This window comes from Burkholderia sp. Ac-20353 (assembly GCF_017104785.1).
Taxonomy (GTDB): Bacteria; Pseudomonadota; Gammaproteobacteria; order Burkholderiales; family Burkholderiaceae; genus Burkholderia.
Genome location: NZ_JAAGPL010000205.1, coordinates 1 through 15038, shown reverse-complemented (window position 1 = coordinate 15038; position 15038 = coordinate 1). Strand labels below are relative to the sequence as shown.

Below are 15038 nucleotides of genomic sequence, written 5' to 3'. Positions count from 1 at the left end.
CTCGAGCTGCGCGTGGCCGGTGCGGCCGCCGCGCAGGACCGCGCGCGCAAGACGATCGTCGCGCGGTTCGCGGCGCGCGGCCGGCATGCGTACCAGGCGGTCGTGATCTCCGACGCGCCGGTCGCACAGGAGCAACTCGACCAGTTCTTCGGTTCGCTGAAGCTCGACTGAAACGGGCCGGCGAGGGCGCTTCAGAGCGCGGCGGGAACTGAAAGTTCCTTCGCAGCATTCGACGCTAATCGCCGGATTTTGCGGGAGTTTTTCGCCTATCCACAGTGCATGTGGATAACTTTGTTGAAAAGTTCGTGCACGATGCCCGCCACCCGCGCCGGAAGGCCTTCCGGCCGGTTTTCGCGCGTTCGGGCCGCTTTCGAAAAGTCAATAAAAACAAGGGTGTGCGTAAGACGCATCCCGCAGGATGCGGTGAGGTGCCGGCGGGCCCTGGATGCGCGGAATTGTGCATAAGTCAAGTCTTGACAGCTGGATATTGTCCTCAAAGGGCCGTCAGCGCGCGCCGGTAGCGGATCGCCTCGGCGATCTGCGCGGCGGTCGGAAGCGGGTCGCCGGCCAGATCGGCGATCGTCCGCGCGACCTTCAGCACGCGGTAATACGCGCGCGCCGACCAGCCGAATCGCTCGCCAGCCTCTCTCAGCAGGCGCTCGCCTTCATCGGTCGGCCGGCACAGCTCGTCGGTCTCGCGGCCGGTCAGCATGTGATTGGTCTTGCCCTGGCGGTCGAGCTGCAGCGCGCGCGCCTGAGCAACCCGCTCAGCGACCGCGGCGCTCGGCTCGCCGGGCGCCGACGCCCGCGCCGCGAGTTCGGCCGGCGTGAGCGCGGGCAGGTCGATCTGGATGTCGATGCGGTCGAGCAGCGGGCCGGACAGCTTGCGCAGGTAGCGCGCGGCGACGTCCGGCGAGCAGCGGCAGCGGCCGGACGGATCGCCGAGCCAGCCGCACGGGCACGGGTTCATCGCGGCGATCAACTGGCACGCGGCGGGGAAATCCGCCTGCATCGCCACGCGGGAAATCGTGATGCGGCCCGCTTCGAGCGGTTCGCGCAGCATTTCCAGCACGTGCCGGTCGAATTCCGGCAGCTCGTCGAGGAACAGCACGCCGAGGTGCGCGAGCGTGATCTCGCCCGGCTGCGGCGGATTGCGGCCGCCGACCAGTGCGGCGGCACTCGACGAGTGGTGCGGCGAGCGGAACGGCCGCTGCCGCCACTGTGCTGGCGAGAAACCGACGCGGCTCGCCGACAGCAGCGCGGCCGACGTCAGCGCCTCGTCGTCGGTCAGCGGCGGCAGCAGCCCCGGCAGCCGGGCCGCCAGCATCGACTTGCCCGCGCCGGGCGGCCCGACCATCAGCATGGAGGGATGATGAGACCCCACGGGAGACGCCCACTGGACGGCATACACCCGACCGTTCTAGCAATCAGGCAGGCGGTTGGCCCCGATAACAAACGATCCTTCGGCATCAGCTTCGAAGCCACAGTCCGGCGACCGTACCAAGTGGATGACCTGGACTTCATGCAGGTACAGCGTGACTCCGATGATCGCGCCGTTCTCGTATGCCTTGGCTTCCCCGTTGATGCGAATGGTCGAACCCATGCCGATGCGCAGAGCTTCAACCGTCGCTGGCTCAAGCAGGGTGCCATTCGAGTCGTAAATCCTTGGCTTCGCTTTGCTCTTGAAGCTGAACTGATATGCGCCGTCCTCCAGCTTATTTCCGGGCATCTTTGCTTTCGACGCTTTCTTCGGGCCAAGTTCGTTGATCGCCTCTTCCTTGAAGACACCAATCAGCGCCGCCGCATCGAAAGCACTGAGCGTGATGCGTGCCTTGTACTTGCCCTCCGGGTCGAACCGGGTGTCAGGATGCACCAACTGCAACTCACTAGCGGTGCCTTTCGGCGTCTCAATCTTGACCATGGAAATCCTGAGGCTCCAAGTGAGGCCCCGTGTGCTCAGGGCACCGCGAGGGGCCAGAAAGTGATACAGCAGGCCGCGCCTCTACCGGGGGGGACCCCTTTGGAAAACATGGCCCCCTGTTTCCGCGAGATGTCGGGGGTGGGCAGGGGGGTACCTTGCGGGAACCTAACGGAAATTTCCGGCGGGAGGCTCTCACTCACAAGGTCGAACAACAACAACGGCGGCTCAAGCTTTACCGGAGTTTTTGAAGTCCGCGAAACGCGACCACCCCCGGTACTTGGGGAAATCCGGCCCGAAATAAATTGGCGATTGAACCACGCGCCGAGCAGCACGGATGCGACTACACAACGACGAGACCAAACATGCTAATCCTCATTGCCGTTCTACTGTTCCTGATCCTCCTGGCCGTTGCTGCGCACGGTCTGCTGCTCAAGCTGGCGCTAGTGGTTGCATGGCCTATCGATATGGCCCTCCTCATTGTCCGGGTTCCCCTTTGGGCCTTGGGGGTGGTCCTGGGCTTCTTCTTCAACAAGGTGCTTCCGGTCCTGCAGAACGTGTTCCTTTGGTTTGTTGTGGCACTGCTCGTATTGGGTATCGGGGCCAACTTGGTCTCCTGGGCTATCCACGGGATGCCTGCTCGTCCATTCAATTGACTGGCTCACAAGGTGTACCCAATGCGCCAGCCTGTCGACGGCAAAATAAATTGGCTCAAAAGGTTGACTGTAATTTGAGCTACTCGTAGTATTGAGCTATTGAAGTTTTGAGCTATCTACGGGCGAGACCACGATGAAGACCGTCTACTACGGACGCATTTCGACGACTGACGGCCAAACGTCAGCGAGCCAGTACGACGATGCAGCGAAGCAAGGCGTGCATGCCAAGCATATCCACATTGACGAGGGGGTGAGCGGCTACCACGTAGCCCCCGAAGACCGCCCTGAGTGGAAGCGGGTTCTGGACAAGCTATCGGACGGCGGTGTGCTGTACGTGCGCTGGCTGGACCGCATCTCCCGTCGATACGACGAACTGCACAGGACCATGCGCCACCTGATGGACGCGGGCGTCAAGGTCGTCTGCACGATGAACGGGATGGTCTTTGACGGCACCGCTACCGATGCAATTTCCAAGGCCACGCGGGACGCTGTGCTGGCGTTCATGGCTGCTCAGGGCGAGGCCGATTACCTCAACCGGCGCGAGATGCAGAAGCGCGGGATCGAGAGCGCCAAGGCCCAAGGGAAAGACATGGGACGCCCCAAGGCAGCGGACGCAACCGAAGTAGTGGCATGGCGGGCAGAGCACGGAGCGAGCATCGCAGCGACCTCAGAACACTTCGGGATCAGCGTCGCGACAGTTAAGCGTTACTGCGCAGCAGCCTAACAGATGTGCGCAGGCCCCCGGGGATTCTCAGGGGCACAACAAAAACAAGTAACCAAGGCCAACAAAGGGGTTTAGCAAGTGAGTCACGATTACGTTTTGATCATCGATACGGACAGCGGCTGGGAGAATGATGAGGACATTCTCTGGCACACCGATGAGGGCAATGCGGTGGAATGGGGCGAGGGGGCGGTAACGGTCCTGGGGTAACGCTGGGGAGGTAACGCACCGCCTTAGCCCCGGAATCAATAGTCTCAGCAGATTAACGGTGCGGCTTTTAAACAGGCGGTCGGACGTGTTGACAGTAAGAATAAATGGTTGCGGCTGTTTGACGATGCGTCCTTTCGACAGGCGGTCGGCCTCTTGTGCCGATCTCTGGGATTCCCCGAAGCTCACCTTTTGAAGAAAAATACACCTAAAACACGCGTATTTTGAGGAAGTGTTGGTTCCGTGGCGTATCTAATGCAACACCTTTGAAATCAACAACATCCACTAAATCCTTCCCATAGGAGAAACACCGCGACCCCTGAAGGAAAAAATTTTTCTTCCTCGGTCTCCGGAGTGGTCAGTAATAATGCGATTCACACCAGCAGCCAAAGAGAAACGCCAAGCCCAGCGGGAAGCCCTGGAGTCCGGCGCGGAAACCTTCGTATGGCCGTGCGCGATCCACGGCGAGCAGGCTGAGAGCGATTCACGTCACGGCGGGTGCATCGGTTGCCGACAGATGACGGTCGAAGCCCGACAGGCCAAGCGGGACAAAGCAGCAGCGGCATTGGCGGAGAAGCACAAAGTCAGACCGCCTAAACGATTCCTGGGTCTGCGGCGTGAGGAGGCGCTTGAAGCATCTGCCCGCGCGTATCAGGAAAGGAAAGAGGCAGAGTCCCGCACCCGCATAGCAAAGCTCCGTGAGGAATGGAGGCGCTATGAAATCGAACGGGAGCAGCGGAAAGCGCAACGCATGGCCGATGCTGACACCACCGAGCGCCCTCTGGCGAAGCTAGATTCTGTCTAATGCGTCGCCTTTGAAATCAACGGCATCCACAAACTCGACACTTAGGGGGAAGGCCCCGCTGCGGGATAGCGCCACGCGCTCGCCGGGACGCTAGGTGTTCTCTAGATTTTCCGTTGCGGAAACAACCACATCCACAATTTCCGTACCAGCAAGAGGAAAGACCGTCGACGGCATCCCCTGCTAGATCGACCCGCCGCACATCTCCGCAACACCGTTTTATCCGCTCCGACCGCTTCAGGTCACAACTCCATACCGAATCACGCCAGCCCGCTCCAGGTCCCTCAGGGAACCCCGGCGAGGCATTCGCACGTCTGTACGTCACCGGGCGTCGACTGAAATTTTTTGATGAATCACCTACGAAATGGAATACGCAATGAACTACCAAGCACGCACGGAGGAAATTCCGATCATCCGACCGTATGTGAAGCGCGGGACGAAAACCGCAGCACGTGAAGCTGCCCGAAAAGCCGGTCTGAAGTCATTCCTATTCACGTGTCACAAGCACGGTTTGACGGTCTTCGGTACGGCCGGACAGGGGACGTGCCGCGCATGCGTCGCTGATCACAAGCGAGCGGCTTACGAGCGTCAGAAGCGTGAAGAAATGACAGCAGCAACCGCCCCGGAGAACGAGCAACGATGACGTCACGGAGCAAGAGCGCCCAGGCCCGCGAAGCCCGCGAGCGAGGCGAACTGACCTTTGTGGCGGTCTGCATCCATCACGGCGAGCAGATGCACTATGCGAGCACCCGAGCATGTTTGCTGTGCCAGTCGGAGCGCAACGCCCCCAAAAACGCGGCAGCAGCCGAGCGCTACCGTAGCGACCCGGAGTACCGAGCGCATGTTCGCGAAAACGCCGTCATAGCGTTATCGAAGCGTCGAGAGGACCCAGCGTATCGCAAGGCAGAGCGAGCGTATGCGCGGGACCAGCGAGCGCAGCGCTTCGCCAGCAGTGCCGACTTCCGGGGACGCAAGCGTGAATCGGTCGCTGCAATCGACTGGCGTAAGAAGACAGGCGGAAACATGACCGGCTGGTATGTCCTCGAGCGCGAAGCGCTGCAGCGGCTGTACGGGACATGCCCCGAGGGTTACGAGATTGACCACGCGGTGCCGAAGATCGCCAAGGATTCCCTTGGTAAGCGCGTCGCATCCGGACTCCATTGCTTTGCCAACACGCTCGTAATGCCCCGCGTGGTCAACGGCATGAAGCGGAACCAGTTCAACCCCGATACGAACCGTGCCCAGCGGCCCGCGAACCGTTTCCCAGACGGCGCATTCGATCCCGAGCCGACCGAGCATGAGTGGTCGCTGATCCGACAGAACGCAGAAATGGGAACGCCTGAGGCGGAATCCCTGCGAACTCTTCGGGAATCCCTGGACGCCAAGGCCCGCGAGTATGAGCAGCACGTTACCGCGCTACTGGCGTGTATCGGGGCCTGACAGCCGCAACCCCAACCTACCCCTAGTAACTCCCCGCGAGCCTGTTCTAGGCCCGCATACCGACCCGGCAATCGGGTCTTTCTCCACCACCGTAACCAAAGACACAACATGACCAACTTTCAAGACCAACAGCACGAAGGCCAACAGCACGAAGGCCAACAGCACGAAGACCGTGCAGCCGCCGCTATGAACTATCTGCGCCACATGACAGGCGAGGAGCCGCAAATGACCCCCGAGGCTGCGATCCGCTTCGCTGACCAACTGTCGATGCTGATGCGTATGGAAGCAGCCTAACCAACCCATTCAACCGAGAAAGCCAATGAAGAATTTCCTACGAATCGCGAACGGTCTGGACACCATGCCGCTCAATCTCGCCATCCAACGACGCCCGGGAATCTGGCGGGAAGACACGTACCTCCGCGACTACGCACAAGGCCCGTTCGGGCAGATCGAGTCGATCATTCTCCGGTTCCCGCCGCGCTCGGTGCATGAGACCGAGGAAGCCTTGGCGAAACACCTAGCCAACTTCGACCAACACGAATGCGTCGACCAGGAGGTCTATAAGGCCCTCCCGGAAGCCCGCCCCATCGTCATGGGCCTCATGGCTCGCGTTGGCGGTGAGCGTCTCGGGCGCGTGATGATCAACAAGATTGCCCCCGGTGGCCGAATCTTCCCGCATGCCGACACCCCGGCGCATGCCGAGTATTACGACCGTTTCCATGTCGTGCTCCAGAGTGCCCCCGGGGTGTACTTCCGGGCAGGCGATGAGGATGTCTACATGGCCTCGGGCGAGACGTGGTGGTTCCAAAACGCCGAAGAGCACGAAGTTATCAACAACTCCCCCTGCGACCGCATTCACATGGTCGTCGACATTCGGACATCCAAATCGTGATTACCTATCAAGTAGAGCAGTGGCGCGAAATCGTGTCGGAGATGGAAGCGCTGTGGCCCGCCCATTGGGAGGAGGTCGCCATCAACCGCGAATCCATCAAGCTGGCCCCCGACTACCAGCAGTATGCGGCGTTTGCCGATGCCGGTGCGCTGCATATCGTGACCGCCCGCGAGGCCGGGAAGATCGTCGGCTATCACATCAGTCTCGTCCGCCCGCATCTCCATTACAAGAACGACCTTCACGGCTTCACCGACGTGTACTACATCCAACCGGAGCACCGGCAGGGGTGGGTGGGCGTCAAGCTCTTCAAGTACGTGGAGAAGACCCTGAAGACGCGGGGCGTCAAGAAGCTATTCACGGGCACCAAGCTCCACTTGGACATGAGCCGCCTCTTTGAGCGCATGGGGTGGCACGAAACCGAACGACTCTTTTCCAAGGTCCTCGTTTGATCAAAACAATTCTCAACATCCTCTGCCCAGCGATGAACCTCGCCAAGGGCTTGAACGTAGCAGCCGCGACAGTCGGTGCAAGCGCTATCGGCGCTATCGGCAACGCAATCTCGTCCAGTAACCAAGCAGACGCAGCAGCGTCCGCAGCAGCGAACTCCAACGCGCCTTGGAGTGCTGCGCAACCTTTCGTTCAACACGGCTTCCAACCGGCCCAGGACGCCCTCGACGCAGCGCTGAAGCAGGGCGCTTATACGGGTGAACGGGTCGCCGGTCTGAATCCGTACCAGACCCAGGGTGCTGACCAATCAGCCGCATGGGCCAACGGTAACGGCCAAGCGACAGCCAACCAGTTCTACAACACTGGTATGGGTATGTCGAATGCTGGGTCGAACTACGGCAGCAATGCCCAATCGCTTCTCACGGCGGCTCAGCAGGACCCGACCCAAGGTTTCCTCAGTACCGCCAGCCAGTACGCGAACAACCCATACGTCGACCAGATGATCGACGCAGCGAACCGAGATGTGTCCCGGGACCTCAACGAGACCCAGCTTCCATCGCTCGCGCTGAACGCAGCGGGTTCCGGTAATACGGACTCGACTCGCACGGGGGTTACCCAGGCCATCCTGCAGCGTAACGCTTCGCAGCAGATGGCGGACACAGCATCAAACATTCGAAGCCAGTTCTTCAATAACGGGCTGACGATGGCGCAGAACCAGTACAACGCCAACCAGAACCGTGCCCTCGGTGCGAACCAGCAAGTCGGTAACGCGTTCCAGCTCGGTAACTCGGCGCTCCTCAACGGACAGCAGGCGAACGGAAACAACTTCGACCAGCTCAACGCTGCGGGCAGTCTGTACCAGAACCAGCAGCAGAACGTCGACACGGCGAATCAGCAACAGTTCTACGATCAGGAGAACGTACCACTTAACCTCATCGGTAACTACGAGAGTGTTATCAACGGTAAGTGGGGCGGTGCTCCTGTCAGCTCGGTTGGTCCGAGTGTCGCTGGTGGTGCCATCCAGGGTGCTGCGGGTGGCGGGATGCTCGGTTATGGCATCCAGCAGAAGCTAGGCGGTTACATGAACGGCTCGAACAGCAGCTACGGGGCCATGGGTTCCATGGGCTACTCCGTGCCCTCCAACACTGGATCGAGCTACTACTCGGGCGGCGGTAACACCTTCGGCTTCACTACGGGGTAAGCACAATGGCATATCAAGACTACTCAGACCAGTTCAACGCTGGTCCGCTGGGCCTCGGTAACGACCAGCTTCCCGCGTATCTCGCCCAGGCGATGCAGGAGTATCAGACGGGGTACCCGGACAAAAGCGGTCTCCCGAGTTACCTCAGTAACGCGATGAGCAACGCCTCTAACAACCCGCAGCCTGTTTCAACGCCAACGCCGATCTCGGATGCCATGGCGGGGCCGCAAAGCATGGTTACACCCTTGAGCCAAGCTATGCAGGGCGGTCCCATGTCCCCAGCGGCCCCCCTGGGTCCCGTAGGTCCGAGCATTCAGACCATATTCCAGCGGCAGGCGGCCGACCCGAGCATGTCGCTGAACAACGGACTCATTGCAGCCGGTAGCGCAATGCTGGGAGCGGACAACCTGCAAAAGGGCATGGGAGCGGCGGGGCAGGCGTTTAACGGTGCATTCGACCAGACGCTCAACCAGCAACGGGACCTGAACACGCCCAAGGCCATGCCACTGGCAGACGGGGCGTTCAGCATGGTCCAACTGCCTGGGCAGTCCCCGCAGGTCGTGCCGAATGCCCAGGTCGCCAACTTCATGCTGGGTCGAACCATGCTGCAGAACCAGATGGCGCTGAACAAAGAGGTGGCTTTGCAGAACCTCAGGAGTCAGGCGCAGCAGGCGCAGAACGACCGAGCACAAGCGGCGACATATGGACCGAAGCTCCAACAGACGAACCAAGCTATCGCCACGGTCCAAAGGGCACTGGAAGTCGCACAGCAGCAGGCTGCGCAGCGGAACGCATGGACCTCACAGTGGGCGGGGGCTTTCCCGGGCGTTGCTAACTTTTTCGGCACCGAGAGCGCCCAGGGCAACAACGTCATCCAAAACGCGCTTGTCGATACGCAGCTCGCACAGGACGCACAGAAGTCCGGGGTCGTTACTGACCAGCAGGCAAAGATGCTTGGCGCTGACGTTCCTGGCATCTCAGCAGACCGCGAGACGGTGTTGATTCCGTTCCTGCAACGGCGTCTAGAAGCCCTGCAGCGCTATCAGTCGTATCAACAATCCCAGGTCGACAAGGGGAACCCCGCGCCGCCCACGGGCTTTGCTACGCAAGGGACCAGCAACGTTTTCCCGGGACCTGGGGGAGTCCTGAGCAGAGGCGGGAGCGCTGGGCCGATCCGAGGTAATGGGATGAGCTACGTGCAATAAGCGAAGCGTGGAACCTACCGGATTGAGACCAGTGACGACCGTCAATGTAGACCATCAATGGTGGTCATCAATGTAGGTCGTTCCGAGCATTCCCCAGGGAACCCCGAGACAGGCTCGGTCATTTGCTCTGCCTCGGGCGGGCCTGGGGGTGTCTAGCCTATGGGCATGTGTGTATCCGATAACGGTTTATCACTTATGGGCGGTCTCTTCCCTGAGCCATGGAATCCCATGGGATACCCGAGGGCCTGTGGTCCCCTGGCTGTCCCCTGTCCACCGAGTGCCCTTTCTTATCTTATAGGCGAAACATCGGAGAGGCCCATCCCGTAAGGGTTTGGGCTTTTGAGAATTGCTGTTAAACAGCGAAATCTGAGAATTTTTGAATGAAGATCGACAACGAAGAATTACAGGCGGTCAGCGCCGTAGCGATGCAGACTCCCCCCGAAGACTCGCCGCGATATGCGATCGTAGGTGAATACAAGGCGGTCCCCAAGGAGCGGTTGCGGGCCGCAGGCTGGAAGGTCACGAAGGCCATGCCCCCCGTGACCCAGGCCGTCCCGGATACTTGGATTGACCTGGAGACCGGCGAAATCCTCACCAAGGCGAAAGCGCGGACACAGGGAATCAAGCTGCCCTCGGGGCGGTCGCCCTCCGACAAGGTATTGGCGCTTGGCGAGCGCTTGGCAAGCTGCACACCGAGCGAACGCCCTTTTGTCCGCTACCTGCTGGAGATGCGCAACCATCGCGGCGGGTTGATCAGACCTCTGTGCGACCTCCTGGACCTCTGGATTGCCCGGGAATGCCCCGGCATCCGGTCGACCGACAAGGCCCGCAAGCGGCAGCAACTGCAATCCATTATTGAGCGCCGGAAACTGATGGTCAATGACGTGACGATGGCGAAGGACCTCCAGATTTTGAATCCGAATATTACGAAACAGAGCATTCTGGAAGAGGGAGCGAGGGCCTACGCAAAGTGGGCGGCGAGACCCAGGCCCTGAGACGCATGCGTTCGCTACGCGCCGGGGCGATCAAGCATTTTGCTGTTACCGCAGGGTTGCGGGACCCGCGATATGGTATTTTCCAATTTTCCCTGAGATGCACTCACCCGCCTGTCGGACTCACATTAGATTGCTTTCATGAAAGAGACAACCGTCCATTCATTGATCATTGCCCGCACATTGCTTGACCGCGCCGAGCCGCTATGTGCGTCGAGTGACAGGTATCTCGCCTCTGCGGGACTGGTTATTCTCCAGGACGCGCTGGAAACAGTTTTCTATGCTGGTTTAATTGAGCGGGGCGTGGATGAGGAAAAGTCTCTAGAGAGTAAGCGCTTCGATGATTTAATAGCTGAGCTGAAGGCGATAAATATAGCCGTGCCGAAATCGGGAACGTTGAAGGCGCTTAACAAGCAGCGGGTTTTGACAAAGCATTATGCCCAGGTGGCTGAACCTATCACTGTCCGGAACTACTTCGATGCGGCTCTCGTTGCAATCGAGGCCACTGTAAAATCGGTGACGGGGGGAGGCATAAGAGAGCTTTTCATGGCGGACCTATTGCAAGATGGACATGCGAAAGAGCATTTGAAAGAAGCGGAAAAAGCAATTGGCAATCGAGCTTACCTCGACGCACTAATCGAAACGCGCAAGGCGATATTTGTCGAGTTCGAGGAAGCGTACAACGTGTACGGGTGGCGAGATCACGACCCGAGTCAAAATGTGCATACGTTGAGCCTTTTAATGCTCGCCGGCTGGAGTGCGCCATATTGGAAAAGAAACAAGAAGTGGATTGCGGAAAACGTGAAGGTGCCAACCGATTACATACAAATCGATTTCGATAATTTGCGCATTCAGGCGATGGAGTACGGAATTCACACGGCGGAACTCGAGAATGTCAGGCGACTAACGCCTGCTGTTTTTCGTAAGGGTTATAAAGATGGGTGGTCCGTTACTTACGATGCCGCGTTCCCTGCCAGTAATGCCAATGAGAAAAATTCGAAATATTGTTTGGATCGAGCGGTCTCTTTCATTTTAAAAAAGCAGGAGCATTCAGGAACTCGGAGGGTGCCCTCGAAGGATCGGCCATTCGACCCGCCGACTGTCTATATCGGGCGTGTTATGTACGAAAAGCCCTCTACTGAGTCAAATCCCGTACACACCATAGCTGAAGGGTACGAATACACCATCAAAAGAGTCGTGGGGGGATTCGATCCGAATGAAACATTCTATGAATTGATTGCAGAATCCGTTGAGCGAAAGCCCGGCAGCCTTCTAGGCGACGTGCCCGTCCGGTATTTTTCCGGTTTCCTGCAGATTGATCCGGACGATGATGCTGCCGCGTAACTCCTCGACGCGGAGCGTTGGGCAGCTCGGGCAGTGCCATTAGCTGCTGGGCACAGTGTGCTCTCGGTAGCTCTACGCGTGTGCCGGTGACGCGCCTTTAGGAGCGAGTCCGCAAACGCTTCGAGCAGGCGCAACCACGGAAGGGAATATTGTGGTGGCCGAATCGGTGCCTATTCAATTATGTCCCACTCAGAAGGGGGGAGGCTTCCGATAGGTAATGCGTAGCAATTTCCATCAATCACAAGTTCAAACATTTGAAGCAACGTTTCGTGAGGCTCTGGTGTATCCTCCATATTTGTGGGCGGGTTCGCTCGCAGGTCATCAATTCCTGGAAAATTGTCTGGGTTGTATAGATAAATCAGTGTAGCCATAGCCGCAGAGTTTTCAGATACACCTGCGGGTAATGCGCCAAAACGTTTCTTTAATAAGTCGGAGTGGCGAATTTTCTCGGTTTTGGCGCACCATGCGACGATTTTTTCTAACGTCGATTCCTTGAGGCGAGCGGACACTGACGCATTACCATCAATGGTTAGCTGGGCTTCTATAGCTCGGCCAAATACCGAAAAGCGCCCTATCTTAACGCCGGGATCAAAGTAACGTCCCAGCTCAACTGGTCCGAGGTTCATGCGCGAGCACATGTCGTGAACTGCGCAATAGAATTTGAAAAGGCTGTCACTTTCGTGTTTCAGAGCGATTGGTATCGACGCGGCCGTTATTGTCTCGCTATCTATGCAATTGTCGAATCCAGACTGGTGAGAAATGCAGCCTTCACCTAGTACGCAGATGTAATTCGGCCAAGATGTGGGTGGGTTTTTAGACTCCCAATCCTCCAAGTTTTGACACAAAGAGTCGAGTGAATTTCCACTCAGAGAGTAGGCAAAGACTACGCCGAACGGCTTTGGTCGGGCACGGACCATGGTGAATCCGTTCCCAATAGGCTGCGTGATTGCGCTGCCCATTGTTATTTCTTTGAATGCCTTGATTTTCTCTAGGGAGTCTATCAACTCTGTCTTAGACAGCCCGGACTTAACTTCGATGACCCCATACACGCAGTCGATGGGATAGATTTGGCTATTCTCAGCGTAGTGCAAGGAGAGTCCATACATCGAGTCATAAATAACGATATCGCACTGCCTAGATACATCGCGCACATGACCGACGACCTCCCCACTGCCCAACCCATACTTGGCAGGGAGCCGCCCTTTTGCAAGAAACTCGCGAAGCGTGTCCTCGCGAGCAGTTCCGCGAGTGCCAAAGTGCGCGAAATGCGCCGACATCTCGAACTCATTGCGCATTTTGTCGCTGACTGAGCGGAACAGTTGCTTTGCATCCATCGTTCTATTCCCCGAATTTGCGTACTCATTCCCCGCATGCCTCACATTCTAAGCGACGCGGATACAGTGGCGCGATCCGCTATGCGTGAACAATCACCACGGCCTTTGTCCGCCAGTCCCCCTGCGTTTTCAGCGGGTACGCGAGCTTATCGGCCACATCACGCGACCCACTGGTATGTTACGGACACCGAGGCCCCGCTATGCGCTTGCATGGTCAATGCCCCGTCCCGGTAATCGACTACCACCGAGGCGAAAAGCTCGCGCAAGGAGGTGTTGACGGATGCTACTGAGCTTCCGTCCAGCGCCCCCTGGAGGTCCCTGAGACGTGCCGCTAGGCTCCGGGTCCCTAGTAGGGCACGCTTGCCCCGTATCGTTTCCTGCAATTCCTCCAGCTCGGTCTCCAGCTCCCGGAGTCGCTTAGTGATCGCGGGGGAGCGCCCGACCGCCGTCAGCGTGTCGACCAGCTCCTCAATCTGTTCCTCCAAGGCCATCGCGGCGGCGTCGAGATTGTCGATCTCGTTGGCGAGACCATCGGACCCGTAAGCGGACAGGGCGGTGGTGATCTCGCCGTGGCTCCCACGAATGGCGTCCTCTACTGAATCGAGCCGCACGGCCTTGTAATCGCACCCCGCGCCGCCCTTGGCTCGGGAGCAGACCAGATAGGGCTTACCGGCCTTGGAGCCTCTGCCCTTGGTTACCCGGGTCATCCGGGCGGCGCACAGTGGGCAGACCGCCAAACCTGCCAGCACATTCTGAAGCGGGGCCGCGCCCTTGGCCTTAGTGTTCCCGGAAGTCTCTTTTAGTGCCTGGACCCGAGCGAATGTTTCGGGGTCGACCACGGCGGGGTAATAGCCCGGTACGGTGCCGTGAGGTTGCCGGTGCGCTTTGCCGTCGACGTGCTCCAGGGTGCGGGTTGTCAGCGTACCGATGCAGGCCGGGTTGGTTTGAATTTTGTGGACATAGGACCCGTGCCATTGCTGGGCACGCCCGAACGGGGCGATCCCCTCCTCATTGAACGTCCGGGCAATGGTCTCTTTCCCCTGGCCCTCTAGGGTGAGCGCGAAGACACGGCGGACCACAGCGGCGCGGTCTTCGATTACTTCGATGCGACCGTCTGCCACCTGAAGCCACGCGGGAACCTTGGATGTTAGGACCGCCCCCTCTGACTCCACCTTGGCACGCTTACCCGCCCATGCCTGTTTGAGGCGCTTTGACTTGGTAAGCGACTCTTCATGAGCACGGATCATGACCAGCAGCGACATAATCAGATCGACCGGGTTCGCATCAATGGCTGCCTTGCTGTACACCTTGCCGTCCGCGAGGGTCACCAAAGTTACCCCCTCGCTCACAATGCGGAGGAACAGCGACTGCGCATCCGTGATGACGTTCCGGGTGATGCGGTCAAGCGATTCAACCAGGAGATAGCAATTCGCCTCAATCTCGCCATCCTCCACGGCCCTGAGGAACAGCTTTAGCGCCCCCGTGCCGGTTGCGTTCTTGCCCCGAAAAGCCGACACGCCCTTGTCTGCAAAGCGGAGGGCGGTGTCTAACTCTAGGCCGTGCTGCTGGGCATAGGCTTCAGCCATGGCGGTCTGTCGTCGGAAGGAGTCACCCTGGGCCTGCTCAGGGGTCGAGAACCGGAGGTAAGAATAGGCTTTCATGCCGCGAGTATAATGCGGGTCCTAACAACATACCATCAGCATGTGATGCCCGCCGGCTGCGGCGACTTCGAGCGCGCGCCGCGCGCCGCGCTGGCCGATCACGTCCGCGAGGTCGGGCGCGGCCGACGCCAGCCGGCCGTCGACGCACGGTGCGGCGACAGGCGACAGCCGCCCGTCGGGTGCGCCGGCCAGGTGCGCGCACAGCGCCGGCAGGTCCG

At 59.2% G+C, this 15038-nt stretch carries 16 protein-coding genes and 2 pseudogenes; 13 read left to right on the top strand and 5 right to left on the bottom strand.

The genetic code is table 11. The features are described 5' to 3' along the window. Positions 1–493: 493 nt before the first annotated feature. A pseudogene (locus G3N94_RS34175) lies at positions 494–1405 on the bottom strand (ATP-binding protein); the annotation flags it as partial. Positions 1406–1420: 15 nt separating this feature from the next. Further along, a complete protein-coding gene (locus tag G3N94_RS34170) occupies positions 1421–1921 on the bottom strand; it encodes a hypothetical protein (RefSeq protein ID WP_205798272.1) in 501 nt (166 codons plus the stop codon). Between the two features lie 362 nt (positions 1922–2283). Between G3N94_RS34170 and G3N94_RS34165 the strand changes: the two genes are divergently transcribed. From G3N94_RS34165 to G3N94_RS34110, 13 genes are all read left to right on the top strand, one after another. Beyond that, positions 2284–2574 (top strand): hypothetical protein, encoded by a 291-nt coding sequence (locus G3N94_RS34165; protein WP_205798270.1) that lies wholly within the window; start codon positions 2284–2286, stop codon positions 2572–2574. 133 nt (positions 2575–2707) lie between these two features. Next, positions 2708–3298, top strand: coding sequence for a recombinase family protein (locus G3N94_RS34160; protein ID WP_205798268.1), 591 nt, complete (start codon positions 2708–2710; stop codon positions 3296–3298). Between the two features lie 78 nt (positions 3299–3376). Then, entirely contained in the window at positions 3377–3505 is a 129-nt protein-coding gene (locus tag G3N94_RS43040) for a hypothetical protein (protein WP_277398588.1), read from the top strand. Positions 3506–3869: 364 nt separating this feature from the next. Further along, positions 3870–4307: a hypothetical protein gene (locus G3N94_RS34155; protein ID WP_205798266.1), complete on the top strand. Its 438-nt coding sequence runs from the start codon at positions 3870–3872 to the stop codon at positions 4305–4307. A gap of 373 nt (positions 4308–4680) precedes the next feature. Further along, entirely contained in the window at positions 4681–4947 is a 267-nt protein-coding gene (locus G3N94_RS34150; protein WP_205798264.1) for a hypothetical protein, read from the top strand. Next, entirely contained in the window at positions 4944–5744 is an 801-nt protein-coding gene (locus G3N94_RS34145) for a hypothetical protein (protein ID WP_205798262.1), read from the top strand. Before G3N94_RS34150 ends, G3N94_RS34145 begins: the two co-directional genes overlap by 4 nt. A 108-nt stretch (positions 5745–5852) precedes the next feature. Then, positions 5853–6038 (top strand): hypothetical protein, encoded by a 186-nt coding sequence (locus G3N94_RS34140; protein ID WP_205798260.1) that lies wholly within the window; start codon positions 5853–5855, stop codon positions 6036–6038. 25 nt (positions 6039–6063) lie between these two features. After that, complete coding sequence (locus G3N94_RS34135; RefSeq protein WP_205798258.1) at positions 6064–6636, top strand: aspartyl/asparaginyl beta-hydroxylase domain-containing protein; 573 nt, start codon at positions 6064–6066, stop codon at positions 6634–6636. Continuing rightward, entirely contained in the window at positions 6633–7085 is a 453-nt protein-coding gene (locus G3N94_RS34130) for a GNAT family N-acetyltransferase (protein WP_205798256.1), read from the top strand. Before G3N94_RS34135 ends, G3N94_RS34130 begins: the two co-directional genes overlap by 4 nt. After that, positions 7082–8284, top strand: a complete 1203-nt coding sequence (locus G3N94_RS34125) for a hypothetical protein (RefSeq protein ID WP_205798248.1) — start codon at positions 7082–7084, stop codon at positions 8282–8284. The genes G3N94_RS34130 and G3N94_RS34125 overlap by 4 nt, the downstream gene beginning before the upstream one ends. A gap of 5 nt (positions 8285–8289) precedes the next feature. Beyond that, positions 8290–9489, top strand: coding sequence for a hypothetical protein (locus tag G3N94_RS34120; RefSeq protein ID WP_205798246.1), 1200 nt, complete (start codon positions 8290–8292; stop codon positions 9487–9489). Between the two features lie 380 nt (positions 9490–9869). Then, positions 9870–10484 (top strand): hypothetical protein, encoded by a 615-nt coding sequence (locus G3N94_RS34115; protein ID WP_205798244.1) that lies wholly within the window; start codon positions 9870–9872, stop codon positions 10482–10484. Positions 10485–10622: 138 nt separating this feature from the next. Beyond that, positions 10623–11825: a hypothetical protein gene (locus G3N94_RS34110; RefSeq protein ID WP_205798242.1), complete on the top strand. Its 1203-nt coding sequence runs from the start codon at positions 10623–10625 to the stop codon at positions 11823–11825. A gap of 170 nt (positions 11826–11995) precedes the next feature. On the opposite strand, the gene G3N94_RS34105 is transcribed toward G3N94_RS34110, so the two are convergent. The 3 genes and pseudogenes from G3N94_RS34105 to G3N94_RS34095 form a co-directional block, all read right to left on the bottom strand. Further along, positions 11996–13159, bottom strand: a complete 1164-nt coding sequence (locus tag G3N94_RS34105) for a DUF6602 domain-containing protein (RefSeq protein WP_205798240.1) — start codon at positions 13157–13159, stop codon at positions 11996–11998. Between the two features lie 158 nt (positions 13160–13317). Beyond that, complete coding sequence (locus G3N94_RS34100) at positions 13318–14820, bottom strand: recombinase family protein (RefSeq protein WP_205798238.1); 1503 nt, start codon at positions 14818–14820, stop codon at positions 13318–13320. A 30-nt stretch (positions 14821–14850) separates the two neighbouring features. After that, a pseudogene (locus G3N94_RS34095) lies at positions 14851–15038 on the bottom strand (ATP-binding protein); the annotation flags it as partial.

Bases quoted from the DNA above. Each gene is read 5' to 3' on its own strand.
- G3N94_RS34140 (WP_205798260.1), top strand. From the start codon at position 5,853: ATGACCAACTTTCAAGACCAACAGCACGAAGGCCAACAGCACGAAGGC.
- G3N94_RS34145 (WP_205798262.1), top strand. From the start codon at position 4,944: ATGACGTCACGGAGCAAGAGCGCCCAGGCCCGCGAAGCCCGCGAGCGA.
- G3N94_RS34155 (WP_205798266.1), top strand. From the start codon at position 3,870: ATGCGATTCACACCAGCAGCCAAAGAGAAACGCCAAGCCCAGCGGGAA.
- G3N94_RS34135 (WP_205798258.1), top strand. From the start codon at position 6,064: ATGAAGAATTTCCTACGAATCGCGAACGGTCTGGACACCATGCCGCTC.
- G3N94_RS34165 (WP_205798270.1), top strand. From the start codon at position 2,284: ATGCTAATCCTCATTGCCGTTCTACTGTTCCTGATCCTCCTGGCCGTT.
- G3N94_RS34105 (WP_205798240.1), bottom strand. From the start codon at position 13,159: ATGGATGCAAAGCAACTGTTCCGCTCAGTCAGCGACAAAATGCGCAAT.
- G3N94_RS34120 (WP_205798246.1), top strand. From the start codon at position 8,290: ATGGCATATCAAGACTACTCAGACCAGTTCAACGCTGGTCCGCTGGGC.
- G3N94_RS34170 (WP_205798272.1), bottom strand. From the start codon at position 1,921: ATGGTCAAGATTGAGACGCCGAAAGGCACCGCTAGTGAGTTGCAGTTG.
- G3N94_RS34100 (WP_205798238.1), bottom strand. From the start codon at position 14,820: ATGAAAGCCTATTCTTACCTCCGGTTCTCGACCCCTGAGCAGGCCCAG.
- G3N94_RS34110 (WP_205798242.1), top strand. From the start codon at position 10,623: ATGAAAGAGACAACCGTCCATTCATTGATCATTGCCCGCACATTGCTT.
- G3N94_RS34160 (WP_205798268.1), top strand. From the start codon at position 2,708: ATGAAGACCGTCTACTACGGACGCATTTCGACGACTGACGGCCAAACG.
- G3N94_RS34115 (WP_205798244.1), top strand. From the start codon at position 9,870: ATGAAGATCGACAACGAAGAATTACAGGCGGTCAGCGCCGTAGCGATG.
- G3N94_RS34150 (WP_205798264.1), top strand. From the start codon at position 4,681: ATGAACTACCAAGCACGCACGGAGGAAATTCCGATCATCCGACCGTAT.